The following is a 21,428-nucleotide window of genomic DNA, read 5'->3' on the forward strand; positions in this document are numbered from 1 at the left end:
GCGCCCTCACGAGCTTCGTGAGGGCGCGACTCTTTAAAAGTTGTGCAGGCCGCGGGGCGTGGGCCGACCGCGGCAGGGGTCAGTAGGCGACGCCCAGGGGGACGTCGCACCACTGGCCGCCGACGCGGGTCATGATCGGGTCCTTGTCGAAGTCGGGCTCGCCGTACTGGGCGATCAGCTCCTCGGCGAACACCTCGGCGTCGTCGACCGGGTGGTAGCCGAGCGCCTCGCCCTCGGCCAGCGACCACCAGCGGCGGGTGTTGCGGCTGATCCCCCACACGATCCGGAACCCGGGCGCGGGCGCGGACAGGCACGCCTCCACCAGGCGTACGCCGTCGGCGGGCGACAGCCACATGGCCAGCCCGCGCAGGCCCGGCGGCCGGGGGAACCACAGCCCGATGCGCAGGCAGACCACGTCCATGCCGAACCGGTCGGCGTAGAGCTGGCCGCAGGACTCCATCGCGACCTTGCTCCAGCCGTAGAGCGTGTCCGGGCGGCCGGGCAGGTCGGGCGGCAGCAGCTCGTCACCGCGGCGCGTCTGGAACCCGGCCGCGTGGTTGGAGGAGGCGAGCACCAGGCGGTTCACCCCGGCCCGGCGGGCCGCCTCGAACAGCTGGTACGTGCCGAACATGTTCGACTCGAGCACGTCGCGCACGTCGGACTCGCGGCTCTGCCCGCCCAGGTGCACCACCGCGTCCACGTCGCGCAGCGCCTCGGCCAGCACCTCGGGATCCGTCAGCGACCCGATCACCACCTCCTCCGGCGGGCCGTCGCCGTCGCCGTCGGGCAGGGGTGCGGGCTCGCGGATGTCGAGCAGGCGCAGCACCCGGTCCGGCCGTCGCATCCCGGTGCGCAGCAGCGTCGCGACCTTCCCGGCGCCACCAGTGATCAAGATTCGTCGCATGGCGAGCAGCATAGCCAGCCTGCCACCCGCTCGCCAAGATGAGACTTATCGTCCAAGTATGTAGACAGCAAACGCGACACTGGTTAGCGTGTGGGCTATGCGTACCGCGCTGATCGTCCGGGGTGGAGCGGAGTTCCACGATCCCGTCGGCACCACCGACAGCTTCCTGCCGTACCTCAAGGACCAGGGCTTCTCCGTCGAGATCGCCGAGGACCTCGCCGTCTACGACGACCGCGACCGGCTGGCCCGCACCGATCTGGTGGTCAACTGCTGGTCGCGCGGGCAGCTCACCCCGGAGCGGGCCGCGAACCTCGACGACGCGGTGCGCGCCGGCACCGGCCTGGCCGGCTGGCACGGCGGCATCGTGGCGGCGTTCGCCGAGCGCCGCTACCAGTGGCTGACCGGCGGCTGGTTCGCCTGCCACCCCGGCAACTTCGTGCCGCACACGCTGACCGTGCGGCCCGAGCGCGCCGATCACCCGATCGTCGCCGGGATCGGCCCGGTCGCGCTGGACACCGAGCGCTACTGGATGCTGGCCGACCCGCTCAACGACGTGCTCGCGACCATCACCTTCCCCGTCGAGGAGACGGGCCCCTGGCACGAGCCGGTCACCCACCCGGCGGTGTGGACGCGGCGCTGGGGCGCGGGCCGGGCGTTCGTCTCCACCGTCGGCCACCACCTGCCCGACCTCGACATCCCCGAGATCCGCCTGCTCACCGAACGCGGCCTGGCGTGGGCGGCCCGCGCGTGAACGCCACGATCGCCGCAGTGCCGCCTGGAGGCGGCCGTCCCCCGGCGGGCTGGTGATCCCGGCCGTGGGCCTGGCCCGCGGTCTCGCGGACGACCCGGCGACCTGCGGAGCGGGATCCCACGCGCCGAGGCGCGCGAATCCCGGCGGCCGCGAAGAAGGAAACTTTTTGTAGGCTCTGCGGCAAGCGATTGTTTTCTACGAGGGAAGCCTGCATGCGCGAGCCGTCGAAACACATGTCCGTCGCCGTGTCCGCCGCCGGGCTGTGGACGTCTCCGGAGGCGGTCCGGCCGCTCGACGCGCCGGCCCTGACCGCGCCCGCCGGGCTGCGCGAGTGGGCCGCCGCCCAGGGTCCCGACGAGCGCCGGCAGCTGTGGGGCCGGCTGGAGACCCAGGTGCTGCTCGGCGAGCAGGTGCTGGTGCACGAGACCCGGGACGGGTGGGCCCGGGTGACCGCTCCGGCGCAGCCCTCGCGCAAGGACCCGCGCGGCTACCCCGGCTGGATCCCGCTGGCCCAGCTCGCCGCCCCGGCCGAGCCCGCGCCGGCACGGGTGGTCGTCACCGAGCAGGTCACCGACCTGCTCGACGCCCCCGGGGGGCGGGTGCTGGCCGACGACATCAGCTTCGCCACGGTGCTGCCGCTGCGCGGCCGCCGCGACGGCCACGCCGAGATCGGCCTGCCCGGCGGCGGCACCGGCTGGCTGTCCGACAAGCACACCGCCACGTACGCCCCGGGCGGGCCGCTGCCCACCGCCGAGCAGCTCATCACGGCGGGCCGGCTGTTCCTCGGCCTGATGTACCTGGCCGGCGGCGCGCACGGGCTGACCCTGGACTGCTCCGGCCTCACCCACCTGATCTACCGCCGGTTCGGGCACACCCTGCCCCGCGACGCCGACGACCAGGCGCTGGTCGGCGAGCACGTCGAGGTGGCCGACCTGGCTCCCGGCGACCTGCCGGTGTTCCAGAACGACGAGACGGGCGACGTCTACCACGTCGGCATCTGCACCGGGCCGCAGCAGCAGACCCTGCACGTCTCGCAGCCGGACTGGGCCTGCCTCGACGGCACGCTCACCGAGATCCGCCGCCGCCACCTGGTCTCCGGCCGCCGCCTGCGTACCACGTGACAGGTCGGGCCGGCGGTCTTCCCGCCGGCCCGACTCCCTGGCCCCACTGTCAGCGGTTGCCCTCGGCGACGGCCTCGCGCAGCGCGGCCTGCACCCGGACGATGATGTCCATCGGCGACTGCGCCCCCACGTCGCCCGGCGACCTGGCCGGCAGGTCCGGGCGCGGCCGGACCGGCACCAGCTGCTCGGCCGCGCGGGCCAGCGCCGCCATCCCGATCAGCCGGTCCGGCGGCACGTTCTCGCGCAGCCAGCCGAACTCCTCGGCCTCCTCCAGCTCCGCGTGCTCGGTGACGTCGTCGCGCAGCACCGCGAACCGCTCCGCGAAGCGCGGGTCGTCGATGCCCATGTCCCACAGCTCGGTCAGCTCCCGGGCGGCCAGCTCCTCCTCTTCGAGGCGGGCCTGCACGACCTCCTCGCCGTCCGGCATCCGCTGCTGCGTCAGCGGGTGCACCAGCTGCTGCTCGATGCTCTCGTGGATGGCCAGCAGCCGGCACAGCTGCTCCCAGCTGGCCTGCCGGTGCTCGCCGCGCGCCTTGCCCATCTCCCCGAACAGCAGCTTGGCCTGATCGTGGTGGGCGAGCAGCACGTCGATCACGTCCTCGCCGGTCTCCGGGATCGACTGACCCGGGCGGATCTCGTCCGCCTGCGCCGTGCCGCTGATGCTCTTGGCCGGGCGGGCCGCCTGGCTGCGGCTGGTGGTGGCGCTCTTCTTGGCGCCGGTGCTCTTCTTGGCGGTGGCGCTCCTGCCCGTGGCGGCGCCGGCGGACCCGGCCTGGTCCGAGTGGATCGTCTTGACGGCCGTCTTGACCAGCTCGTCCTTGCGCATCCCCGACGTGCCGGTGACGCCGTGCTCGGTCAGCCAGCCGCGCAGCTGGTCGGCGGTCATCGCGGCGATCTCCTGCTCGGTCGCGACGGCACCGCCGCCCGTCGCACCGGTCCCGCGTGCCTTGCCCTGCTCGGCCATGTTCCCTCTCCTCTGCTGAGCCTCTCCCCCGGTCCAGGTTTCCCCACCGATCCGTCCTCGACACCTGAAACGCCCTCAGTTACCGCGAAGTAGGTCAAATTTCGTTCAACACGCTCGGAGCAGGCATGTCGGGCGTCGATCGCGGGTACAGAGCTGCCGCGGGCGGCGTGCCGGGCCGGCAGCGCGGTGCGACGCCACCTGCCCCGAGGAGGCGCGTGATGGCGGACAGGCACAGGGACACCAAGGCACAGGGCGACCTGGGCGACAAGGATCCGAAGGTGCGCCGGACCGACGGCGAGCAGCGCCCGGCCGCGGGCGGCGCCCATGCGGTGGGCGACGTGGCGCAGACCCCGGGCGACCCGCCGCTGCGGGTGGTCCGCGACGAGCCGGAACAGGAGCCGTCGTCATGAGGGGCTGGCGGGCGTTCGTGGTGACCCTGGCCGCGCTGGTCGCCGTGGGCGTCGCCGCGCCCGCGTCGGCGGCCCCGTCACCCCGGGACATCTCCTACCTGCTCGCGACCCACCAGGAGTACCTGAGCGCGATCGCCGCCGGTGCCCTGGCCGCGCAGCGCGGCGAGGCCGATGAGGTGCGCCGGCTCGGCCAGGCGTTCGTCGACGACCACCGCCGGCTCGACCAGGAGCTGGTGGCGCTCGCCGGGCAGCTCAAGGTGCCGCTGTCGGACGAGCTGGACCGGCCGAAGCAGGCGGAGCTGAAGGCGCTGGCGGAGGCGCCTGCCGGTGCCGGGTTCGACCAGCTGTGGATCACCGAGCAGATCGAGGCGCAGGGCCAGCTCTACGACGGCATCTCCCACGAGCTGAACTACGGCTTCGACGAGCGGGTCAAGAACCTGGCCCGGGGGGCCGACGACGTGATCCTCGCGCACATCGGCGAGCTGAACCGCGCCGACGCCGAGGTCAACGCCCCGGCCCAGTGACCCGCGGACAGCACCGGCCCCGGAGTGTCACGCCGCCCGCGGCGCTCCGCGGGGCTCTAATCAGATCGTCACCACTGTTCACTGACCGTGAAAGTGCAGGCCGTACCGTGAGCGAACCTCATCACGCCGAACCCGGCGACGCGTCGTCGCTCGACGACGACGCGCTGGCCGACTTCGTCGCCTCCGCCGACGACACCATCGACCTCAGCCGCACGCCCGACTACGAGCCCTTCGACGACGACGAGGACTACTGACGAAAGGAAGGGCACCTTCTTAACGCCATACGTAGCGGAAGGTGCCCTTCTTAACGCCCAGCAAGCTGCCGGGCCGTTCTCGCGAGCCGCGCTGCGCTCAGTCGACCCGGGGGCGGGGCCGGTTGCCCCGCTTGAGCTCGTAGAAGCCGGGGGTGCCGGAGACGAGCAGGACGCCGTCCCAGAGGCGGCCCGCGGCCTCGCCGCGCGGCACCGGGGTCACCACGGGCCCGAAGAACGCGTTGACGCCGCCGTCGGGGCCGGGCACGTGGATCGCGGGGGTGCCCAGGTCCTCGCCGACCGGGCGCAGCCCGGCCTGGTGGCTCTCACGCAGCGCCTCGTCGTGGTCGGCCACGTCGGCGGCCGCCGCCAACTCGGCGGGCAGGCCGAGCGCGGCGAGCGCGGACCGGTAGAGGTCGGGTCCGATCGGGGTCCTGTCGTGGTGGATGCGGTCGCCCAGCGCGGTGTAGAGGTCGCGCACCACCTCGTCGCCGAACTTCTGCCACACGGCGGTGACCACCCGGACCGGCCCGAGCGTGTCGGCCAGCCAGCCGCGATACCAGGCGTCGACCTCGCGGTCGCGGTTGAGCAGCCACAGGCTCATGACGTGGAAGCGCACCCGCACGTCGCGGACCTGCTCCACCTCCAGCAGCCAGCGCGAGGTGTTCCAGGCCCAGGGGCACTTCGGGTCGAACCACATGTCGGCGTACGTCGTCACGGCATCTCCTCGGATCAGGCGCGGTACTGGTCGTGGCGGGCGAACAGGTCGGTCCACTCCTCCTCGGACAGCCGGCGTCCGGAGGCGGAGATCTCGGCGAGCTCGCGGAAGTAGGTCTCCCGCGGGATGCCGGGCGCGAACAGGATGAGCATCGACGCCTCGGCGTCGCTGTCGTTGCTGAAGCCGTGCACGCCGCCCTCGGGCACGTGCAGGAAGTCGCCGGGACGCCCGTCCAGCCAGCGGGCGCCGTCGTAGAGCCGCACGGTGCCCGACACGACGTAGAACGACTCGGAGAAGGTGCGGTGGAAGTGCGGGTCGGCCCCGCCCGCGCCGGCCGGCATGCGCCACTCGTAGAGCCCGAACCGGCCCTGCGTGACGCTGCCCGGCGCGACGAACCGGCCGACCGAGCCGGAGCCCATCACCGCCCGCTCCGCCGCATCCGCCGGGTGCAGCTCGGCGCTTACCGCGCCGAAGTCGGCCGTGTACGTCATGGCGACGCTCCCTTCCACGGAAACTAGCTTCCAAGTAACTTAGCACTAAGATACTTGCCGTCAAGGTATCATCGGCCACATGGCTGACGACGGCGTCGACGCGATCATCGAGCAGTGGCGTGAGCAGCGCCCCGACCTCGACGACCTGCTCCCCATGGAGGTCTTCGGGCGCGTCTACCGCGTCGCGGCCGCCATCGGGGACCGGATGGAACGCGCCTACCAGACGCTCGGCATCGGCCGCGGCGAGTTCGACGTGCTGGCCACGCTGCGCCGCACCGGCCCCCCGTACAACCTCTCCCCCAAGCAGCTGTCGGACACGCTGATGCTGACCACGGGCGGCATGACCGGCCGGCTGGACAAGCTGGAGCGGGCCGGGCTGATCGCGCGTACGCCGGACCCGACCGACCGCCGCTCGCTGCGCGCCCAGCTCACCCCCGCCGGCCGCGAGCTGATCGACCGCGCCGTCGCGGTCGGCCTGCAGGTCCAGCGCGAGGCGCTGAGCCGGCTCAAGCCCGCCGACGCACGCCGCCTCGGCGACCTGCTGCGCAACCTCGCCGCCGCCGTCGAGCGCTGAGCCGCGACCGCCACTCAGCCGCGCGACCGGCGACGCGGACATGCGTCGCGCCGCCGCGCGCGGCTCAGTGCCGGACCAGGCAGAACGGATGACCGGCGGGGTCGGCGTAGACGCGCCAGCTGCGAGCGGCGGAGCCGCCGTCGAGCACGGTCGCGCCCGCGGCCAGCACCTCCTGCTGCGCGGCGTCCAGATCGGGGACGCCGAAGTCGAGGTGGAACTGCTGCGGGCGGGCCGGGTCGGGCCACTGCGGCGCCCGGTGGTCGGCGACCCGCTGGAACGCGAGCACCAGGCCGGACGGCGTGTGCAGGGTCGACCAGTCGGCGTCCAGCGACCAGCGCCGGTCCGGCCGGTCGACCTCGCCGCCGAGCAGCCGCTGGTAGAACCCGGCGAGTCCCTTCGGCGCGGGGCAGTCGAGCACGACACACTGCAGTTCGGCGCGCATGCGCCGATCCTAGGCCGGGGGTCCGACCGCAACGGCCCGCCGGGGCGGCGGTAGCGGAATGGCCGGGCCGGGTACGGGGTTGGTCCCGACGACGAGCCAGCACACGCGAGGAGAACCGTTCATGAGCAACTCCCCTGACGCCGTCATCGACGCCCTGCGGTCCGGGCACGACGAGCTCACCGCCGTGGTCCGCGGCCTCTCCGAGAAGGAACTGACCGGCCCGTCGGGCGCGGCGGAGTGGGACGTGTCCCAGGTGCTCAGCCACCTGGGCAGCGGCGCCGAGATCCACCTGGCGGCGCTGGAGACGTCGCTGGCGGGCAAGCCCAACCCGGGGTCCGACTTCAACCAGGGGGTATGGGCGCGCTGGGACGCGATGAGCCCGGTGGACCGCGCGGAGGGCTTCCAGGCGGCCAACGACAAGCTGCTGGAGCGCTACCAGTCGCTGGACGCCGGCACCAGGGCCGACCTGCGGGTGGACATGGGCTTCCTGCCCGCGCCCGTCGACGTGGCCACGGCCGCCGGGATGCGGCTGAGCGAGTACGCGTTCCACTCCTGGGACGTGCGGGTCGGGGCCGACCCGGCGGCGGCCGTCGCGCCCGAGGCGGTGCCGCTGCTGTCCCGGATCACCCCCGGCATGCTCGCGTGGATCGCCAGGACCGACCGGCTCGACGGCCGCGAGGTCACCCTGCGGGTCGAGACGACCGACCCGGACGAGGTCCACGGCCTGCGCCTCGCGGACAAGGTCGAGCTGACCGGGCCGCCGCAGCAGCCCGACGGCGTGCTGCGGCTGCCCGCCGAGGCCTGGCTGCGGCTGCTCGTCGGCCGCCTGTCGCCCCAGCACACCCCGGCCGCGGTCGAGACCGGCGGCGCGGCCGACCTGACCCTGCTCCGCCAGGTCTTCCCCGGCTTCTGAGCCGCACGAGCAGAGCCCGCGCACGCTGTCGGACCGCGTGCGCGGGGCTCTGCTGATAGCGCACCCGGCGGGCGGGATATGTCGCCGGGCCTCCGCCCGCGCGGTGCTGACCGTGCCCGTCCACCCGGCAGGTTCAGCCGCGCAGGCACCACCGTCCTCCCCCGACGGGTTCAGCCCGTCGGCCGTGCAGCTCACCGCAGCGGGCAGCGGAACGCTGCTCGGGGTGCCCATACTGTTCGCACTCGCCGCGGGCCTGGCCGTGGTGGCACGATCCGACTCCGAAACGGAGCCCGCCGCATGGTGACGTCCCCGCGCGCCCGGCTGCTCACCGTCCTCGCGCTGGCCGTCGCCGTCGGCCTGTTCATCACGCTGGTCCCCGGGCACCGCGGCTGGTTCGACCTCGGCGTCTACCACGGCACGGTGGGCGACTGGGTGCACGCGGGCGGCGACATCTACGGCTACACCAGGCTGGACACCCACTACGGCTTCACGTACCCGCCGTTCGCGGCCGTGGTGATGCTGCCGATGAGCCTGCTCGGCTGGCACACCACCATCGTGGCGCACCTCGCGCTGACCGCGCTCGCCTGCGCCGCGGTGCTGTACTGGCTGGTAGACCCGATCGCGCGGGAGCACGCCTGGCCGCGGCTGTTCACCGTCGGCGTCGCCACCTGCCTGCTCGCGCTGCTGCAACCGGTCCGCGACACGGTCAGCTTCGGCCAGGTCAACCTGCTGCTGCTCGCGCTGGTGCTGCTCGACGCCCGGCTGCTGAGCACCGGCCGGCACCGCTGGGCCGGGGTCGGCATCGGACTCGCCGCGGCGATCAAGCTCACCCCCGCGATCTTCATCCTTTACCTGCTGCTCGCCGGGCGGCGCCGCGCGGCCGCGATCGCGGTCGGCACCGCCGCCGCGGCGACCCTGCTGACGGCGCTGATCGCGCCCGGCCCGTCCTGGACGTTCTGGACCGAGGTGCTCGGCGACACCAGCCGCATCGGCGACCTGGCGTACGTGTCGAACCAGTCGCTGCGCGGCGTGGTGGCCCGCCTCGACCCGGCCGTGCCCCGGACGCTGCCGTGGCTGGTCATGGTGGCGGGCACGCTGGCGCTGTGGGCGGTGCGGGTGCGCCGGGCCGCCCGGGCCGGGGACGTGTGGGGCGGCTTCGCGCTGACCGGGCTGGCCGCCTGCCTGATCAGCCCGATCAGCTGGGTGCACCACCTGGTATGGGCGGTGCCAGCGCTGATCCTGCTCGCCGGGGCGGGGCTGCGCGAGCCGGACGCCCGGCGCCACCGCCGGCTGCTGTGGTCGGCGGGCGCCGCCTGGGTGATCCTGTGCAGCGGCGTGGTCTGGCTGTGGAGCAGGCACCACACCGGGCTGGACGGGTTCGTCGGCGGCAGCGCGTACGCGTGGCTCACCCTCGCCCTGCTCGCGTTCCTGCCGCTGCGATCCCCGGCGCCCGCCGCTCATCAGCCGGCGGCGTCGGAGCCGATCACCGCCGCCCGGCCCTGAGGCGCGTCCAGCCGCAGCTCCACCCGCTGCGCGGCGGCGCGCAGGTACGGCGCGCGGCGGGCGTGGGCCAGGCCGTACACCGAGAGCGTGCCGTGCCTGCCGAGCGCCTCGGCCAGCCGGTCCTCGAGGAACGCCGCCTCGCCGCGTACCCCCGTGGTCTGGTCGGCGGCGGCCAGGGCGTCGGTGACCGCGGACGCCTCGTCGGCGAACTCGGCCAGGCCGGTCACGCCCTGCGCCTCGGCGAGGAAGCACGCCCCGGAGTGGTGGGCCACCAGCGCGCACAACCGGGCCGGCCAGCCCTCCCGGCGCAGGAAGCGGGCCCCGTCGAGGGGGTGGAATCCCGTGTCGCGGGCGGCCGGGGCGTACCCGATGTCGTGCAGCCAGGCCGCGCACAGCAGCAGGTCGCGGTCGGCCGGGTCGACGGCGGCGGCCAGCTCGGCGGCGCGCCGGGCCACCCCGGCCGAATGGGAGTGCCGCTGCGGCAGATCCGCGAGCAGCGACTCGGCCAGGCACATCGCCCTGGCGGGCAGCAGGTGGTCCACGGCAGCCGGCAGCACGAGGCCGACGCTAGGCGCGGCGGCGATCGGCGGCAACGGATGTCGGCAGCCGTGCGTCCGCTGTTCGCCTGCTGTTCACCTGCGCGGGTGCGGACACCCCGCGCCGCTATCGGCGTTGGCCTATTACATCGAGTAAAACGTGATCGTATTCGATGAGATAGGCTAACGTCGATTCAAGGCCGGACGGAGGCGGCGGCGACGGCTCGGCGGCGTGATCCGGCTCATCGATCGGCAACACTGGGTTGTTCGCAGCGCAACGATGTCCGATCGGCTGGCGCATCGACGGGCTGAATCGGTTTATGGTCCACATCGCACGGTTGGCGAGCGCGGGGGGGCGGACCATGAGACCACGGCCGTACGTGCGGTGCCCGGGCTGCGACCTGGTCGGCCCCGCCGAGCGGCTCGACTACGAGCTCAGCGAGACCGGCGACGTCGACTGGACGCAGCCGGTGGTCTGGCAGTGCGCGGAGTGCGGCTACCTTGACCGGATCACCGCCGAGCAGGTGCTTGCCGACGACGACACGCACACCTGCGTCGCGTGCCGGACCGAGACCCCCTGCCCCGCGGCCGCCGCCCGGGTCGAGTGTCCACAGTGCGGCCTGATCGGCCTGGGCCCGGCCACGGCCGACCCGGAGATCGCCGGGCAGCTGCGCGCCATCGAGGCGCTGCACGAGATGGAGCTGCGGGTGCGGTCGGCCCTGCGCGAGGGCCGGATCCCGCCCGATCCGCGGCTGGCCTGACCGCTCGGCGGGCGGGTCGCTGCGTGGCATGATTCCGGGGCGGTGCCGGGAGCGTCCCGGCCGTGGACCGGGCCCGGCGGCAGCCGCGGCCGGAAGGGCGGCGGCGCGTGCGGACCGCGGTGATGGGTGCGGGCTCCTGGGGCAGCGTCTTCGCGAAGATCCTGGCCGAGGCGGGTGGCGAGGTCACCATGTGGGCGCGGCGGGAGTCGATCGCCGACGCCATCCGCACCACCGGGCGCAACCCGGACTACTTCCCCGAGGTGGCGCTGCCGCGCAACATCACGGCCACCGCCGACCCCGCGCAGGCCCTGGCCGGCGCCGAGCTGGTCGTGCTCGCCGTGACCTCGCAGACGCTGCGGGCCAACCTCACCGCCTGGGCGGGCGACATCCCCCGCGACGCGACCCTGGCCTCCCTGATGAAGGGGATCGAGCTGGGCACCACCAAGCGGATGAGCGAGGTCATCGCGGAGACCGCGGACGTGGACCCCGGCCGGGTCGCCGTGGTGACCGGCCCCAACATCGCGCCCGAACTGGCCGTGCGGCAGCCCGCCGCCGCCGTGGTGGCGTGCACCGACCCGGTGCGGGCGGCGGCCGTGCAGCAGGCGGTCACCACGCCCTACTTCCGGCCGTACACCAACGACGACGTCATCGGCTGTGAGCTGGGCGGGGCGGTCAAGAACGTGATCGCGCTGGCGTACGGCATCGCCACGTCGATGGAGCTGGGCGAGAACATCAAGGCCACCCTGATCACGCGCGGGCTCGCGGAGACGACCCGGCTGGGCGTGGCGCTCGGCGCCGACCCGCTCACCTTCGCCGGGCTGTCCGGCCTCGGTGACCTGGTCGCCACCTGCTGCTCGCCGCTGACCCGCAACCGCACCTTCGGCGAGCACCTGGGCCGGGGCCTGACGCTGGAGCAGGCGCAGGCCGCCACTCGCTACACCGCCGAGGGCGTGAAGAGCTGCCTGGCCATCCGCGACCTGGCCCACGCGCACGGGGTGGAGATGCCGATCACCGAGCAGGTGGAGCGGATCTGCCACGAGGGCGTCGACCCGAAGGTCGCCCTGGCCACCCTGATGAGCCGCCAGACCAAGCCGGAGTGACCACCCCTACCGGTGCCCGGTGACGGTGGGGCGGGTCAGTGGCCGACCAGGTCGGAGTCGACGGCGGCGCGTTCGCCCTGGTCCAGGGCGGTGAGGCGGGCCATCTCGTCGTCGGTGAGGGCGAAGTCGTACACGGTGATGTTGTCGCGCATGCGCTGCGGGTCGGCCGACTTCGGCACCGCGGACAGCCCGAGCTGCAGGTGCCAGCGCAGCACGATCTGAGCGGGGGTGCGGCCGTGGGCGGCGGCGAGCTCGGTGACGGCCGGTTCGGCCAGCAACTCGCGGCCCTGCCCCAGCGGGCTCCAGGACTGGGTCACGATGCCGTGCTCGGCGTCGTACGCCCGCACCAGCTTACGCGCGATGCGCGGGCTGAGCTGGACCTGGTTGACGTCGGGCACGACCCCGGTCTCGGCGCGCAGCCGTTCCAGGTGTGCGGGCTTGAAGTTCGACACCCCGATCGCGCGCAGCCGGCCCTCCTTCAGCAGCGTGATCATGCCTTTCCACGCGTCGACGAATCGGTCGTGCTCCGGGTTGGGCCAGTGGATCAGCAGCAGGTCGACGTAGTCGACGCCGAGGCGCTCGGCGGAGGCGTCGAAGGCGCGGCGGACCAGGTCGTGCCCGTGCCAGCGGACGTTGAACTTGGTCGTGACGAACAGGTCCTCGCGGGGCAGGCCGCAGTCGCGCATGCCCTGCCCGACCCCGCGCTCGTTGCCGTAGTTCTCGGCCGTGTCGAACAGCCGGTAGCCGGCCTCGACCGCCGCCACCACGCTCCGCGCGGCCTGCGCGTCGTCCATCGGCCAGGTGCCCAGGCCGAGCCGCGGCATCACCGCGCCGTGCCCGAGCCGTACCGTCGTCTCCTCCATAGGAACATCCTCGCGCGCCGGGGTGGTCCCGTCACGCGCACGGGGCCCACCCGTCGTGATCAAGGCTGCGGCCCCGTGTCAGCTCAGCGGAGTCGCGCAGGCGTCACGGATGCTGCAGCGCGTTCTTGGCGGCCTCGCAGGCCGCGGAGGTGATGGGGCGCTTGCCCCGGATGCGGGAGACCAGCGCGACGTTGTCCTCGTAGAGGTGCATCGAGGTGATCCGGCCCTCGCGCACGCTGAGATGGATCGCCGCCGGCGACGACAGCCTGCGGCCCGACGGCTTGATGACGTGGGTGAAGTGGCCCAGCACCACCGCGTCCGTGCCGTCGACCAGGATCCGGTCCGCCTCCACGGTGCTCTCGCCGAGTTCGAAGCGCGGCATGGTCAGCCGCAGGAAGTCGGCGGCCAGACCGCGGCTGGCCAGCCACGGGGCGGCCTCGGCGGCGGCCACGTAGCACTCCACCTCGTCGGCGAAGAGCTGCGCGATGTGCTCGGCGTCGCCCTTGGTGAGCCGGAGCAGGTACTCCTCGACCACGGTGCGGGTCTCCCCCGCCACGTCCGGCGTCCGGCGCAGCGGCGGCAGGCCCACCGGGTTGGTCATGACCTCCCACGGCACGGGGGTGATGGTCCTCTGGTCCAGCATGGCGGAAACGCTACCTCTGAGCTGCGGCGATGGCATACCACCAGGGCTGTCGGGTGTCTCACCGGGGGTCCGGGAATGAGCGCGCGGGCCGCGCGGTTGCTTCTCCGGCCCACTGCTTTGCGGGTTGAATATGTTTGCAAGACGTATATGCTCGCCGCATGGCTGATGTATCGATGGGGGAGCCCGCCTTCCTCATCCTCACCGCACTCGCCGCCGAGCCGAAGCACGGCTACGCGGTGATCGAGGACGTACGCGAGATCTCCGAGGGCAGGGTGCGCCTGCACACCGGCACCCTCTACTCCGTGCTGGACCGCCTGCGCGAGGGCGGCCTGATCGCGGTGGACCGCGAGGAGATCGTCCGATCCCGACTGCGCCGCTACTACCGGCTCACCGGGGCCGGGCAGCAGCGGCTTGCCGAGGAGTCGGAGCGGCTGCGCCGCAACGCCGACGCGGCCGCCGCCCGCCTGGCCGCGCTGCGCTTCCTGCCCGGGACGGGAGCGGCGTGAGCGAGCTGGAGGCACACGGGTCCGCCGACCAGAGCGGACCGGACGAGACCGACCACCGGCTGGAGCGGCGGTACGAGCGCCTGCTGGCCCTGTTCCCCGCCGGCCACCGCGCCGAGTACGGCGACGAGATGCTGGGCGTGCTGCTGACGGCGGCTCGGCCGGGTCAGCGCTTCCCTGGCCTGCGCGAGACGGCCGACCTGGTCGGCTGCGCGGTGTGGATGCGGCTGGGCGGCCGGGGCGGTGGGGTGGCCGACGGGCGCAGGGCCGGCGCGGCCGCGGTGTACGGGCTGCTGGCCGCCCTGGCGATGGTGGTCTTCCCGCTGCGTGACATCGGCAGCGAGCTGCTCTGGTCCTGGCGCATGTGGGGCGAGCAGCTCGCCTACTCGCCCGGCGTCTGGGCGAGCCTGGCCGCCTGGTCCGTGGCCGCCGCGGCGGCGTTCACCAGGTTCCGCGCCGTGGCCGCGCTCGCCGCCTGGGCGGGGGCGCTCTACCAGGTGGCCCGGATGGCCCGGGCATACTTCGAATCGCCCGGGTACCTGGTGCAGTCGTGGTGGGTGGCGGTGTTCGCGGTCAGCGCCGCGCTGGCGCTGACGGCCCGCGGCTCGGCCCGGGGTCAGTCCGTGCTCGGCACCAGGCGCACGGCCGTCGTCGCGGTGGCCGCCGCGACGCTCACGGTGGTGCCCACCGCCGAGATGCTGCTCGCCACGATCGAGCCGCGGCCGGACGGCTTCGGATCCTCGCACGCCTGGGGCGGGATCAGCGTCGACGGCATGTTCGGCTCCTACTCCGTCGAGGGCGTCATCTCGATGGTGGTGGACCCGCTGTGTGTGCTGGCGCTGCTCGCCTGCCTGTCCGGCATGGCCTCGGGGATACGCCGCCGGCTGGCCGCGATGGTCATGCCCACGTTGGCCGTGGCCGCCACGGTGCCGCCGCTGTTCAACGGCTTCCTGATGTCGACGGTGCGCTTCGACCCGCCCGTGCTGCTGTCGGCGGGCGAATGGCTCTACCTGGTCGGGTTGCCGCTGGTGACGTTCCTGCTCGGCGCGCTGCTGGTCGAGCGCGCGGAGCGGCATGCGTACCTGATCGGGCTGGGTCGCGCCGCCGAGCGTGAGGCGCGCCTGCGTCAGGCGGAGCCCTCCGCCTGACAGGCTGGAGGCCGGGCCGGGAGCGTCACGGGGGCACTCCCGGCTCGGCCGCGTCACCAGGCGTCGTCGGCGTACGGGCGGCTCCACAGCGCCGCCTGCATCGTCACGGCCTTGAACCAGGCCTGGTACATCGCCTCGACCTCCTCCTCGCGGTGGCCCTTGCGGGCGAGGAAGGGGCGGATCGTCATGGTGATCGGCACGATGAACGCGATCAGGTAGCGCAGGTTGATCTGCGGCAGCGACGGCGCCTCGTCGGTGGCGTTCTTCTTCGCGGCCGTGTGCCGCAGCCCGATCTCCTCGGCGTAGTCGAGCCACGCCTGGTCGTACGGGCGGTTGCAGGTGTCGAGGATCCACTGCCCGAACCGGGCCCGCACCCGCCGCGCGTAGTCCTCGACGAGCTGCCCGTCCGGCGTGGAGAAGTAGGCCGCGAGGAACGGATGCGCCAGCACGAAGCCGTACCAGACGTCGAGCACGTCCTCGACCTGGTCGGCGAGCACCTGACCGGCGGTGTGCAGCGCCGCCTCGTCGGCGGGGCCGAACAGCACGCTGTCCTTCAGCCGCGCCAGCTCGTCGAGCGACACCGGGGACCGGGCCGCCTCGGCGGTGCCGTACGTGTACCCCGGGATGGTCTTCTGCTGGGTCATGCGGCGCTCCCCCGTCTGAGCGGCGGCCGGGGCCGCCGTAACCGGCGTCTTCGCCCGACGCTAGCCAACTTGGGGGACGACTCGGACGTTTCGCGGGTTTCGGTCGCCGGTCCGGCCCCGCGGGGAGGGGTTAAGAAGGGCACCTTCCTATACGTATAGCGATAAGAAGGTGCCCTTCCTTATCTCAGGACGGGGTGCAGGTCAGGCCGGGGGCGCCGTTGCTGCTGTTGGGGGCGTTGCCGAGGAAGCCGAACGTGGTGCTGGCGCCGGCGGCCAGGCTGCCGTTGTAGGCGACGTTCTTCGCGGTGGCGGTCGCCCCGCTGGAGGTGACGGTCGCACCCCAGGACTGGGTGATCGTTTGACCGTTCGCCCAGGTCATGGTGACTGTCCAGCCGTTGATCGCGGACGCTCCCGCGGTCACCTTGACGTCACCCTGGAAGCCGCCGGGCCACTGGCCGGTCAGCGCGTACGTCGCCGAGCAGCCGCCGGGCGGCGGGGGCGACGAGCTGGGCGACACCGACGGGCTCGGCGACGGCGGGCGGCTGGGCGACGGGGACACCGACGGCGAGGTGGACGGCCGCGGCGAGGCCGAGGTGCTGGGCTGGACGCCGCCGAAGTTCACGTCGCTGCAGAGGTAGTACGACTGGTCGAGGTGGCTGGCCTGCCAGATGGTGTACACGATGTGCCGGCCGGAGCGGCCCGCCGCGTTGCCGTTGACCCGGATGGAGACGCCGCCGGTCTCCGCGGTCCACTGCGACGCGGGGGTGTTGCCGATCTGGCCGACGAGCTCCAGGTTGCCCCAGCCCAGCGGCTGGGTGACCGGGTTGAAGCCCTGCTTGGTCACGTACACGCGGATGTAGTCGGCACCGTGGCTGGCCTGGTCGAACAGCTTCACGCTGAAGTTGGTCGACGAGAGGTTCTGCGCCTTCCAGTCGCCGACCGCGTCCAGCGCGTTGTAGCGGGGGCTCTGGGTGCGGCCGCCGCTGCACAGCGTGCCGTCCGGGATGGCGCCCTGGTGGTTGCCGGCGACGCCCTCGCGGAACAGGCCGTTCCAGTTCCACATGGCGGCCGGTTCGGCCTGCCAGGCCTGCCAGCACATCGGGTCCTGGGTGGCCATGGCCGGGTTCTGGAAGTCGCCGCCCCAGCGCTGCCAGCAGCCGTAGTTGCGCGAGGCCGGGTCGACGATGCTGCCGTGCGCGTCGGCGACCCTGGCCAGTGCCGTGGTGAGCAGCACGACCGAGGCGACTGCCACGATCAGCGCGGAGAGGGCGGCCCGCCGCCGTGCGGCGAGTGTGGTGGACATGAGGACTCCTTCTGAGGAGACACCATGCGCACGAGGGCGTCGGCCGGGGAGCCCGGGTCGTCGGCCTTACGCGGGCACACGCGCATGGTCGGACATCGGTATGCGGGAGGCTGCCCCTGCTCCCGCTCTCTGCTACGCGGCTCCCGTAGCGGTCCGACACCGACCTTACGCATTACCTTGAATATGTCAATTTATCACGCTCAGTGAGCGGCACCCCGCGGCGACGTGGCGGTGGCGCGCAACCGTGACGGAGCCGGCCGCAGCCGGCCGGCCCCGTCACCCCCCGTGGACAAATGAAACCCGGCCTGCTCCGTGCGGCGCGACCGGCGAGCCGCGGCGGGGAGGGTCGGAGAACGATGTCATCCGTCACGGGGGACTGTGGCAGCGCCGCACCCCACCGGTAAACCTCTTTTACCCGTAGCGAAAACAGGTCCCCACCAGGCGCGGGATCTATCGGGCAAATACTGGCGTAAGCGGCGCACGCCTGCCGCGACGCCCCGGCGTCGGCGCTGGTGACCCGCGTCATTTCCGCCTGCGTCAAGAAGGTTGAGTGCGACGGCAGGCGTCGGCACACTTTCCCCACGTGCCCACGGGGGGCTCGGCTTTCATCGACGAACGCCGGACCTGCGAAGATGTCCGCCCGCGGCGCGAACAGGAGGGACCCGGCATGCTGCGCATCAGATTCACCGCCCGTGACCTGGCCCTGACCCGGCTCGCGCCGACCGCCGACCCGATGTGGGAGCTGTCGCTGAGCATGCACCAGCTCCGGCTGCCGGGCGCGAACCCGTTCCTGGAGGGGTGGAAGCAGAGCACCGCCCGCCGGCTGCAGCCGTACACGCCGCTGCGCGGCGAGGTGGCCCTCGGCCTGACGCTCAGCCCGCCCCGCGGCTACTTCCCCGACTTCCTCACCCCGTACGACGGCGTGCACGGCTTCGAGGCGGGCATCGACGCCGTCACCGGCACCGACCCGCAGCGGCTCAACGAGGAGATCTCCCAGCTCACGGTCACCGACCGGGCCCTGGCACCGGTCGTGGACGACCTGCGGCGCGGCACCGCCCCGGCCATGCACGCACTGGAGTCGTCGCTGCGCGCCTACCACGAGACCGCCATCGCACCGGTCTGGGACCGGGTCACCGGCGCGGTGGAGGCGGACCGGGCGCGGCGGATGAAGGACCTCGCCGACGGCGGCTGGGCGAAGCTGCTGGACAACCTGCACCCGGAGGCACGCTTCCGGGACGACACCTTCGAGATCGACAAGTGGGGCATGAACGTCGAGGCCGAGCTCGACCTCGACGGCCGCGGCCTGCTCATCATCCCGTCGTACTTCAAGGAGGAGCGGCAGCTGATGGTGCTGGCGGACACCGCGCTGCCACCGGTGCTGCTCTACCCGATCGACCCGTCGGCGCGGCTGTCCTCGCACGGCGACCACAGCCACCTGCCCGCCCTCATCGGCCAGACCCGCTCCCGGGTGCTCGAGTGCGCGGTCACCGGCGGCTCCACCTCCGCCATCGCCACGCGGGCGGGCATCTCGCTGCCCGCCGCCAGCAAGCACCTCGACGTGCTGCACCGGGCCGGGCTGGTGCACCGCAACCGCACCCAGAACACCGTCCACCACCTGGTCACCGGTCTGGGCCTGGGCCTGCTCAACGGCGCGACCGCGCTGTCGCCGGGCTCCGACGCCCCCACCAGCGCCCCGCCGGCCACCGAACCCAGATGATCAGATCCGGCCGGTGACGCGGGCGGCGGCGAGCTTGCCCGAGATCAGGACCATCGGCACGCCGACCCCGGGCGTGGTGCCCGAGCCGGTGAACACGACGTTCGACAGCGACGGGTGCACGTTGCGCGGCCGGAACGGTCCCGTCTGCGCCAGCGTGTGCGCCGCCGCGAACGGCGTGCCCGCGGCCATCCCCGCATCGGCCCAGTCGGCCGGGGTGATCACCGTACGGGTGCGCACCGCCGCCCCGAAGCCCACGTATCCGCGCTGCTCCAGCACCCCGACCAGCTCGTCGGCGTACCGCTCGGCCAGGCCGCCGCGCCAGTCCTGGTCGCCGACGACCAGGTTCGGCACCGGGGCGAGCACGTAGTAGGTGTGCTTTCCCGCCGGGGCCACCGACGGGTCGGTGCGGCTCGGGTTGGTCACCAGCAGCGACGGGTCGCTCATCAGCCGCCCCTCGTCGATGATCTCCTCGAAGGTGCGCCGCCACGGCCGCCCGAAGTGGATGTTGTGGTGCCCGGTCTTCGTGTACGCCGCGTCCGAGCCGATGTGCAGCACCACGCACGACGGCGAGTAGCGCAGGCGGCGGCGCGGGGCGGGGCCGGGCAGCAGCGCGTGCGCGGCGGCGGTGTCCGGGTTGAGCACGACGGCGTCGGCGGGGATCCGCTCACCGCCCGCGGTCACCACGGCCACGGCCCGCCCGGCCCGGGTCTCCACGTGGCTGACCTCGGTGCCGTAGCGCAGGTCGACGCCGTGCTTCTCGGCGGCGGCGGCCATCGCCCGGGGCACCGCGTGCATGCCGCCGTGCGGGAAGTACACCCCGGCCACGGCGTCGAGGTACGCGATGACGGCGTACACGGCCAGCGCCTTGTGCGGGGCGAGCCCGGCGTACATCGACTGGAACGAGAAGATCCGCCGGGTCCGCTCGTCCTTCAAAAAGTGGTCGATGCGCGGCTGCAGCCGCCCGAACGCGCCCGCCGCGACCAGCCGCAGCAGGTTGGCCGTCACCAGGTCGCGCGGGCCGTCGAAGTTCTTCTCGATGAAGTCGGCGCGCTCCAGCTCCCACAGCCTGCGCGCGTACGCGGCGAAGCGCAGGTAGCCGTCGGCCTCGCGGGGCCCGCACACGGCCGTGATCTCCTCGGCCATGCGTGCCGGGTCGGCGATCACGTCGAGCTTCGACCCGTCCGGGAACCAGGCCCGGTAGGCCGGGTCGAGCGGGGTGAGCGTCAGCCAGTCCGCCAGCTCCTCGCCGACCGCGCCGAACGCCTCGGCGATCAGGTCCGGCATGGTCAGCACGGTGGGGCCGGTGTCGAACTCGAACCCGTCACGGACCAGCCGCCCGGCCCGCCCGCCCGGCTCGGCCTCCCGCTCCAGCACGGTGACCCGCCGCCCGGCGCCCGCCAGGTGCAGCGCGCAGGCCAGGCCGCCCAGCCCGGCGCCGACCACCACCACGTGCTCGGTGGGTCCCGGGACCGTACGCATAAGCCCTCCTCCGCGTGCCGTCATGCCGCGCGCCAGGCCACCGCGGCGGCCAGCTCGCCGAGCGCGGCACGGGTGCCGCCGTCCACGGGCGCGCCGTCCAGCGCCGCCTGCGCGTCGGCCACCCGCTCGCCGATCATCCCACTGAGCAGGTCCGGCGCTCCGGTGTCCCGGACCACGGCCGCCAGCCGGGCGACGTCGGGCCGCGCCGCCGCCAGCACCTCCTCCAGCTCGGCGAGCTGCGCCGCGTTCGCCCGGGACCGGGCGAGCAGCAGCAGCATGGTCGGCTTGCCCAGGTCGTCGCCGACCGGCTTGCCGGTGACCGCGGGCTCGCCGAACAGGCCCAGCAGGTCGTCGCGCAGCTGGAACGCCTCGCCGACGGCCAGCCCGTAGCGGGTGTACGCGCGGCCCAGCTCGCCGCGGGCGAAGCCGGGTCCGCTCGCCCCGGCCAGCGCCGCACCGTAGTGCAGCGGCCAGGTCGCGGTGTAGCCCGCGGTCTTGAGCCGGGCGGTGCGCAGGGCGCGCTCCGGCGACCAGGTGCGTGCGCAATCGCCGAGCACGTCCAGGAACTGGCCCGCGATCGCCTCGACGCGCATCCGGTCGTACGCGGTGCGGGCGTCGCGCAGCGTGGCGGCGGGCACGTCGGCGCGGGCCATCAGCCGGTCGGCCCAGACCAGCAGCAGGTCGCCGACGAGGATCGCGGCGGCGTCGCCGAAGTGCCCGGCGTCGCCGCGCAGCCGCTGGTCGCGGTGTGCGCCGGCGAGCGCGCGGTGGGCGGTGGGGCGGCCGCGCCGGGTCTCGGAGCGGTCCATCACGTCGTCGTGGACGAGCGCGAACGCGTGCAGCAGCTCCAGTGCGGCCAGTGCGGGCAGCACCGGGGCCACCGGTGCGTGCGGGCCGGCCACGCTGCGCCAGCCCCAGTACGCGAACTGCGGGCGCACCCGCTTGCCGCCGCCGAGCACGGCGTCGCGCGCGGCGGCCAGCAGCGGCTCCAGCGCCTCATCCACATCGGTCAATGTTACCGCCTCGGCGGCCACGAACGCGGTAAGGGTGGACTCGACGAGGTGCGGCAGGTCGGAGGCGCGTTCGGCCGGTGCCGGCACCGCGTGCCGGAGGGGGTGCGGAGCGAGCGCGGAAGAGGTGTCGTTTGCCACGCGCCCAGACTAGC

At 73.4% G+C, this 21,428-nt stretch carries 26 protein-coding genes; 14 read left to right on the forward strand and 12 right to left on the reverse strand.

Going from position 1 to position 21,428, the window contains the following annotated elements; all coding sequences use genetic code 11:
- Positions 1-79: 79 nt before the first annotated feature.
- A complete protein-coding gene (locus tag AB0J67_RS25275) occupies positions 80-904 on the reverse strand; it encodes an NAD(P)-dependent oxidoreductase (RefSeq protein WP_363485922.1) in 825 nt (274 codons plus the stop codon).
- A gap of 97 nt (positions 905-1,001) precedes the next feature.
- Here AB0J67_RS25275 and AB0J67_RS25280 point away from each other — a divergent pair, with 97 nt between their 5' ends.
- Positions 1,002-1,655 (forward strand): ThuA domain-containing protein, encoded by a 654-nt coding sequence (locus AB0J67_RS25280; RefSeq protein WP_363485923.1) that lies wholly within the window; start codon positions 1,002-1,004, stop codon positions 1,653-1,655.
- A 212-nt stretch (positions 1,656-1,867) separates the two neighbouring features.
- Positions 1,868-2,776, forward strand: a complete 909-nt coding sequence (locus AB0J67_RS25285) for an NlpC/P60 family protein (protein ID WP_363485924.1) — start codon at positions 1,868-1,870, stop codon at positions 2,774-2,776.
- A gap of 49 nt (positions 2,777-2,825) precedes the next feature.
- Here AB0J67_RS25285 and AB0J67_RS25290 read toward each other — a convergent pair whose 3' ends face one another.
- Positions 2,826-3,740, reverse strand: a complete 915-nt coding sequence (locus tag AB0J67_RS25290) for a hemerythrin domain-containing protein (RefSeq protein ID WP_363485925.1) — start codon at positions 3,738-3,740, stop codon at positions 2,826-2,828.
- Between the two features lie 218 nt (positions 3,741-3,958).
- Between AB0J67_RS25290 and AB0J67_RS25295 the strand changes: the two genes are divergently transcribed.
- The 3 genes from AB0J67_RS25295 (at position 3,959) to AB0J67_RS25305 (ending at position 4,928) form a co-directional block, all read left to right on the forward strand.
- Entirely contained in the window at positions 3,959-4,150 is a 192-nt protein-coding gene (locus tag AB0J67_RS25295) for a hypothetical protein (protein WP_363485926.1), read from the forward strand.
- Positions 4,147-4,674, forward strand: coding sequence for a DUF4142 domain-containing protein (locus AB0J67_RS25300; RefSeq protein WP_363485927.1), 528 nt, complete (start codon positions 4,147-4,149; stop codon positions 4,672-4,674). The genes AB0J67_RS25295 and AB0J67_RS25300 overlap by 4 nt, the downstream gene beginning before the upstream one ends.
- A 107-nt stretch (positions 4,675-4,781) precedes the next feature.
- Entirely contained in the window at positions 4,782-4,928 is a 147-nt protein-coding gene (locus AB0J67_RS25305) for a hypothetical protein (RefSeq protein WP_363485928.1), read from the forward strand.
- Between the two features lie 97 nt (positions 4,929-5,025).
- Here AB0J67_RS25305 and AB0J67_RS25310 read toward each other — a convergent pair whose 3' ends face one another.
- Positions 5,026-5,625, reverse strand: coding sequence for a DsbA family protein (locus AB0J67_RS25310; RefSeq protein WP_363485954.1), 600 nt, complete (start codon positions 5,623-5,625; stop codon positions 5,026-5,028).
- 32 nt (positions 5,626-5,657) lie between these two features.
- A complete protein-coding gene (locus tag AB0J67_RS25315) occupies positions 5,658-6,134 on the reverse strand; it encodes a cupin domain-containing protein (RefSeq protein WP_363485929.1) in 477 nt (158 codons plus the stop codon).
- A 79-nt stretch (positions 6,135-6,213) separates the two neighbouring features.
- On the opposite strand from AB0J67_RS25315, the gene AB0J67_RS25320 reads away from it, so the two are divergent.
- The gene (locus AB0J67_RS25320; RefSeq protein ID WP_363485930.1) at positions 6,214-6,708 is read left to right on the forward strand and encodes a MarR family transcriptional regulator; all 495 of its coding nucleotides are present in this window, start codon (positions 6,214-6,216) and stop codon (positions 6,706-6,708) included.
- 64 nt (positions 6,709-6,772) lie between these two features.
- Here AB0J67_RS25320 and AB0J67_RS25325 read toward each other — a convergent pair whose 3' ends face one another.
- Positions 6,773-7,150: a VOC family protein gene (locus tag AB0J67_RS25325; protein ID WP_363485932.1), complete on the reverse strand. Its 378-nt coding sequence runs from the start codon at positions 7,148-7,150 to the stop codon at positions 6,773-6,775.
- A 121-nt stretch (positions 7,151-7,271) separates the two neighbouring features.
- Here AB0J67_RS25325 and AB0J67_RS25330 point away from each other — a divergent pair, with 121 nt between their 5' ends.
- The 3 genes from AB0J67_RS25330 to AB0J67_RS25340 all read left to right on the forward strand — a co-directional run bounded on the left by AB0J67_RS25330 (position 7,272) and on the right by AB0J67_RS25340 (position 9,566).
- Positions 7,272-8,063: a maleylpyruvate isomerase N-terminal domain-containing protein gene (locus AB0J67_RS25330; RefSeq protein ID WP_363485933.1), complete on the forward strand. Its 792-nt coding sequence runs from the start codon at positions 7,272-7,274 to the stop codon at positions 8,061-8,063.
- A gap of 112 nt (positions 8,064-8,175) precedes the next feature.
- A complete protein-coding gene (locus tag AB0J67_RS25335) occupies positions 8,176-8,367 on the forward strand; it encodes a hypothetical protein (protein ID WP_363485934.1) in 192 nt (63 codons plus the stop codon).
- Positions 8,361-9,566, forward strand: coding sequence for a glycosyltransferase 87 family protein (locus AB0J67_RS25340; protein ID WP_363485935.1), 1,206 nt, complete (start codon positions 8,361-8,363; stop codon positions 9,564-9,566). Before AB0J67_RS25335 ends, AB0J67_RS25340 begins: the two co-directional genes overlap by 7 nt.
- Here AB0J67_RS25340 and AB0J67_RS25345 read toward each other — a convergent pair.
- Entirely contained in the window at positions 9,524-10,123 is a 600-nt protein-coding gene (locus AB0J67_RS25345; protein WP_363485936.1) for an HD domain-containing protein, read from the reverse strand. The two genes, AB0J67_RS25340 and AB0J67_RS25345, sit on opposite strands and share 43 nt — an antisense overlap.
- A gap of 341 nt (positions 10,124-10,464) precedes the next feature.
- Here AB0J67_RS25345 and AB0J67_RS25350 point away from each other — a divergent pair, with 341 nt between their 5' ends.
- Positions 10,465-10,863 (forward strand): hypothetical protein, encoded by a 399-nt coding sequence (locus AB0J67_RS25350; protein ID WP_363485937.1) that lies wholly within the window; start codon positions 10,465-10,467, stop codon positions 10,861-10,863.
- 122 nt (positions 10,864-10,985) lie between these two features.
- The gene (locus AB0J67_RS25355; protein ID WP_363485955.1) at positions 10,986-11,963 is read left to right on the forward strand and encodes an NAD(P)H-dependent glycerol-3-phosphate dehydrogenase; all 978 of its coding nucleotides are present in this window, start codon (positions 10,986-10,988) and stop codon (positions 11,961-11,963) included.
- Between the two features lie 35 nt (positions 11,964-11,998).
- On the opposite strand, the gene AB0J67_RS25360 is transcribed toward AB0J67_RS25355, so the two are convergent.
- Together AB0J67_RS25360 and AB0J67_RS25365 are read right to left on the reverse strand one after the other, a co-directional pair.
- Positions 11,999-12,826, reverse strand: coding sequence for an aldo/keto reductase (locus AB0J67_RS25360; RefSeq protein ID WP_363485938.1), 828 nt, complete (start codon positions 12,824-12,826; stop codon positions 11,999-12,001).
- A gap of 103 nt (positions 12,827-12,929) precedes the next feature.
- Positions 12,930-13,469 carry a nuclear transport factor 2 family protein gene (locus tag AB0J67_RS25365; RefSeq protein ID WP_363485939.1) on the reverse strand — a complete coding sequence of 180 codons (540 nt, stop codon included), beginning with the start codon at positions 13,467-13,469 and terminating at the stop codon, positions 12,930-12,932.
- Positions 13,470-13,627: 158 nt separating this feature from the next.
- Between AB0J67_RS25365 and AB0J67_RS25370 the strand changes: the two genes are divergently transcribed.
- Both AB0J67_RS25370 and AB0J67_RS25375 read left to right on the forward strand, forming a co-directional pair.
- Positions 13,628-13,975, forward strand: a complete 348-nt coding sequence (locus AB0J67_RS25370; RefSeq protein WP_363485940.1) for a PadR family transcriptional regulator — start codon at positions 13,628-13,630, stop codon at positions 13,973-13,975.
- Positions 13,972-15,120, forward strand: a complete 1,149-nt coding sequence (locus tag AB0J67_RS25375) for a hypothetical protein (RefSeq protein ID WP_363485941.1) — start codon at positions 13,972-13,974, stop codon at positions 15,118-15,120. The genes AB0J67_RS25370 and AB0J67_RS25375 overlap by 4 nt, the downstream gene beginning before the upstream one ends.
- 53 nt (positions 15,121-15,173) lie before the next feature.
- Here the strand turns inward: AB0J67_RS25375 and AB0J67_RS25380 are convergent, their stop codons facing one another.
- Both AB0J67_RS25380 and AB0J67_RS25385 read right to left on the reverse strand, forming a co-directional pair.
- Positions 15,174-15,764 carry a protoglobin domain-containing protein gene (locus AB0J67_RS25380; protein WP_363485942.1) on the reverse strand — a complete coding sequence of 197 codons (591 nt, stop codon included), beginning with the start codon at positions 15,762-15,764 and terminating at the stop codon, positions 15,174-15,176.
- Between the two features lie 184 nt (positions 15,765-15,948).
- On the reverse strand, positions 15,949-17,067 hold the full coding sequence (locus tag AB0J67_RS25385; RefSeq protein WP_363485944.1) for a lytic polysaccharide monooxygenase: 1,119 nt from the start codon (positions 17,065-17,067) through the stop codon (positions 15,949-15,951).
- A gap of 667 nt (positions 17,068-17,734) precedes the next feature.
- On the opposite strand from AB0J67_RS25385, the gene AB0J67_RS25390 reads away from it, so the two are divergent.
- Entirely contained in the window at positions 17,735-18,784 is a 1,050-nt protein-coding gene (locus tag AB0J67_RS25390) for a transcriptional regulator (RefSeq protein WP_363485945.1), read from the forward strand.
- On the opposite strand, the gene crtI is transcribed toward AB0J67_RS25390, so the two are convergent.
- The gene (gene crtI, locus AB0J67_RS25395) at positions 18,785-20,263 is read right to left on the reverse strand and encodes a phytoene desaturase family protein (protein WP_363485946.1); all 1,479 of its coding nucleotides are present in this window, start codon (positions 20,261-20,263) and stop codon (positions 18,785-18,787) included.
- A 20-nt stretch (positions 20,264-20,283) separates the two neighbouring features.
- Entirely contained in the window at positions 20,284-21,363 is a 1,080-nt protein-coding gene (locus AB0J67_RS25400) for a polyprenyl synthetase family protein (protein WP_363485956.1), read from the reverse strand.
- Positions 21,364-21,428 lie beyond the last annotated feature (65 nt).

Origin of the sequence: Catellatospora sp. NPDC049609 (assembly GCF_040675365.1) — a bacterium.
GTDB lineage: Bacteria > Actinomycetota > Actinomycetes > Mycobacteriales > Micromonosporaceae > Catellatospora.

Bases quoted from the DNA above. Each gene is read 5' to 3' on its own strand.
- AB0J67_RS25310 (WP_363485954.1), bottom strand. From the start codon at position 5,625: ATGTGGTTCGACCCGAAGTGCCCCTGGGCCTGGAACACCTCGCGCTGG.
- AB0J67_RS25290 (WP_363485925.1), bottom strand. From the start codon at position 3,740: ATGGCCGAGCAGGGCAAGGCACGCGGGACCGGTGCGACGGGCGGCGGT.
- AB0J67_RS25275 (WP_363485922.1), bottom strand. From the start codon at position 904: ATGCGACGAATCTTGATCACTGGTGGCGCCGGGAAGGTCGCGACGCTG.
- AB0J67_RS25300 (WP_363485927.1), top strand. From the start codon at position 4,147: ATGAGGGGCTGGCGGGCGTTCGTGGTGACCCTGGCCGCGCTGGTCGCC.
- AB0J67_RS25315 (WP_363485929.1), bottom strand. From the start codon at position 6,134: ATGACGTACACGGCCGACTTCGGCGCGGTAAGCGCCGAGCTGCACCCG.
- AB0J67_RS25355 (WP_363485955.1), top strand. From the start codon at position 10,986: ATGGGTGCGGGCTCCTGGGGCAGCGTCTTCGCGAAGATCCTGGCCGAG.
- AB0J67_RS25350 (WP_363485937.1), top strand. From the start codon at position 10,465: ATGAGACCACGGCCGTACGTGCGGTGCCCGGGCTGCGACCTGGTCGGC.
- AB0J67_RS25330 (WP_363485933.1), top strand. From the start codon at position 7,272: ATGAGCAACTCCCCTGACGCCGTCATCGACGCCCTGCGGTCCGGGCAC.
- AB0J67_RS25285 (WP_363485924.1), top strand. From the start codon at position 1,868: ATGCGCGAGCCGTCGAAACACATGTCCGTCGCCGTGTCCGCCGCCGGG.
- AB0J67_RS25340 (WP_363485935.1), top strand. From the start codon at position 8,361: ATGGTGACGTCCCCGCGCGCCCGGCTGCTCACCGTCCTCGCGCTGGCC.
- AB0J67_RS25390 (WP_363485945.1), top strand. From the start codon at position 17,735: ATGCTGCGCATCAGATTCACCGCCCGTGACCTGGCCCTGACCCGGCTC.
- AB0J67_RS25385 (WP_363485944.1), bottom strand. From the start codon at position 17,067: ATGTCCACCACACTCGCCGCACGGCGGCGGGCCGCCCTCTCCGCGCTG.
- AB0J67_RS25380 (WP_363485942.1), bottom strand. From the start codon at position 15,764: ATGACCCAGCAGAAGACCATCCCGGGGTACACGTACGGCACCGCCGAG.
- AB0J67_RS25360 (WP_363485938.1), bottom strand. From the start codon at position 12,826: ATGGAGGAGACGACGGTACGGCTCGGGCACGGCGCGGTGATGCCGCGG.
- AB0J67_RS25365 (WP_363485939.1), bottom strand. From the start codon at position 13,469: ATGCTGGACCAGAGGACCATCACCCCCGTGCCGTGGGAGGTCATGACC.
- AB0J67_RS25295 (WP_363485926.1), top strand. From the start codon at position 3,959: ATGGCGGACAGGCACAGGGACACCAAGGCACAGGGCGACCTGGGCGAC.
- AB0J67_RS25370 (WP_363485940.1), top strand. From the start codon at position 13,628: ATGGCTGATGTATCGATGGGGGAGCCCGCCTTCCTCATCCTCACCGCA.
- AB0J67_RS25320 (WP_363485930.1), top strand. From the start codon at position 6,214: ATGGCTGACGACGGCGTCGACGCGATCATCGAGCAGTGGCGTGAGCAG.
- crtI (WP_363485946.1), bottom strand. From the start codon at position 20,263: ATGCGTACGGTCCCGGGACCCACCGAGCACGTGGTGGTGGTCGGCGCC.
- AB0J67_RS25280 (WP_363485923.1), top strand. From the start codon at position 1,002: ATGCGTACCGCGCTGATCGTCCGGGGTGGAGCGGAGTTCCACGATCCC.
- AB0J67_RS25325 (WP_363485932.1), bottom strand. From the start codon at position 7,150: ATGCGCGCCGAACTGCAGTGTGTCGTGCTCGACTGCCCCGCGCCGAAG.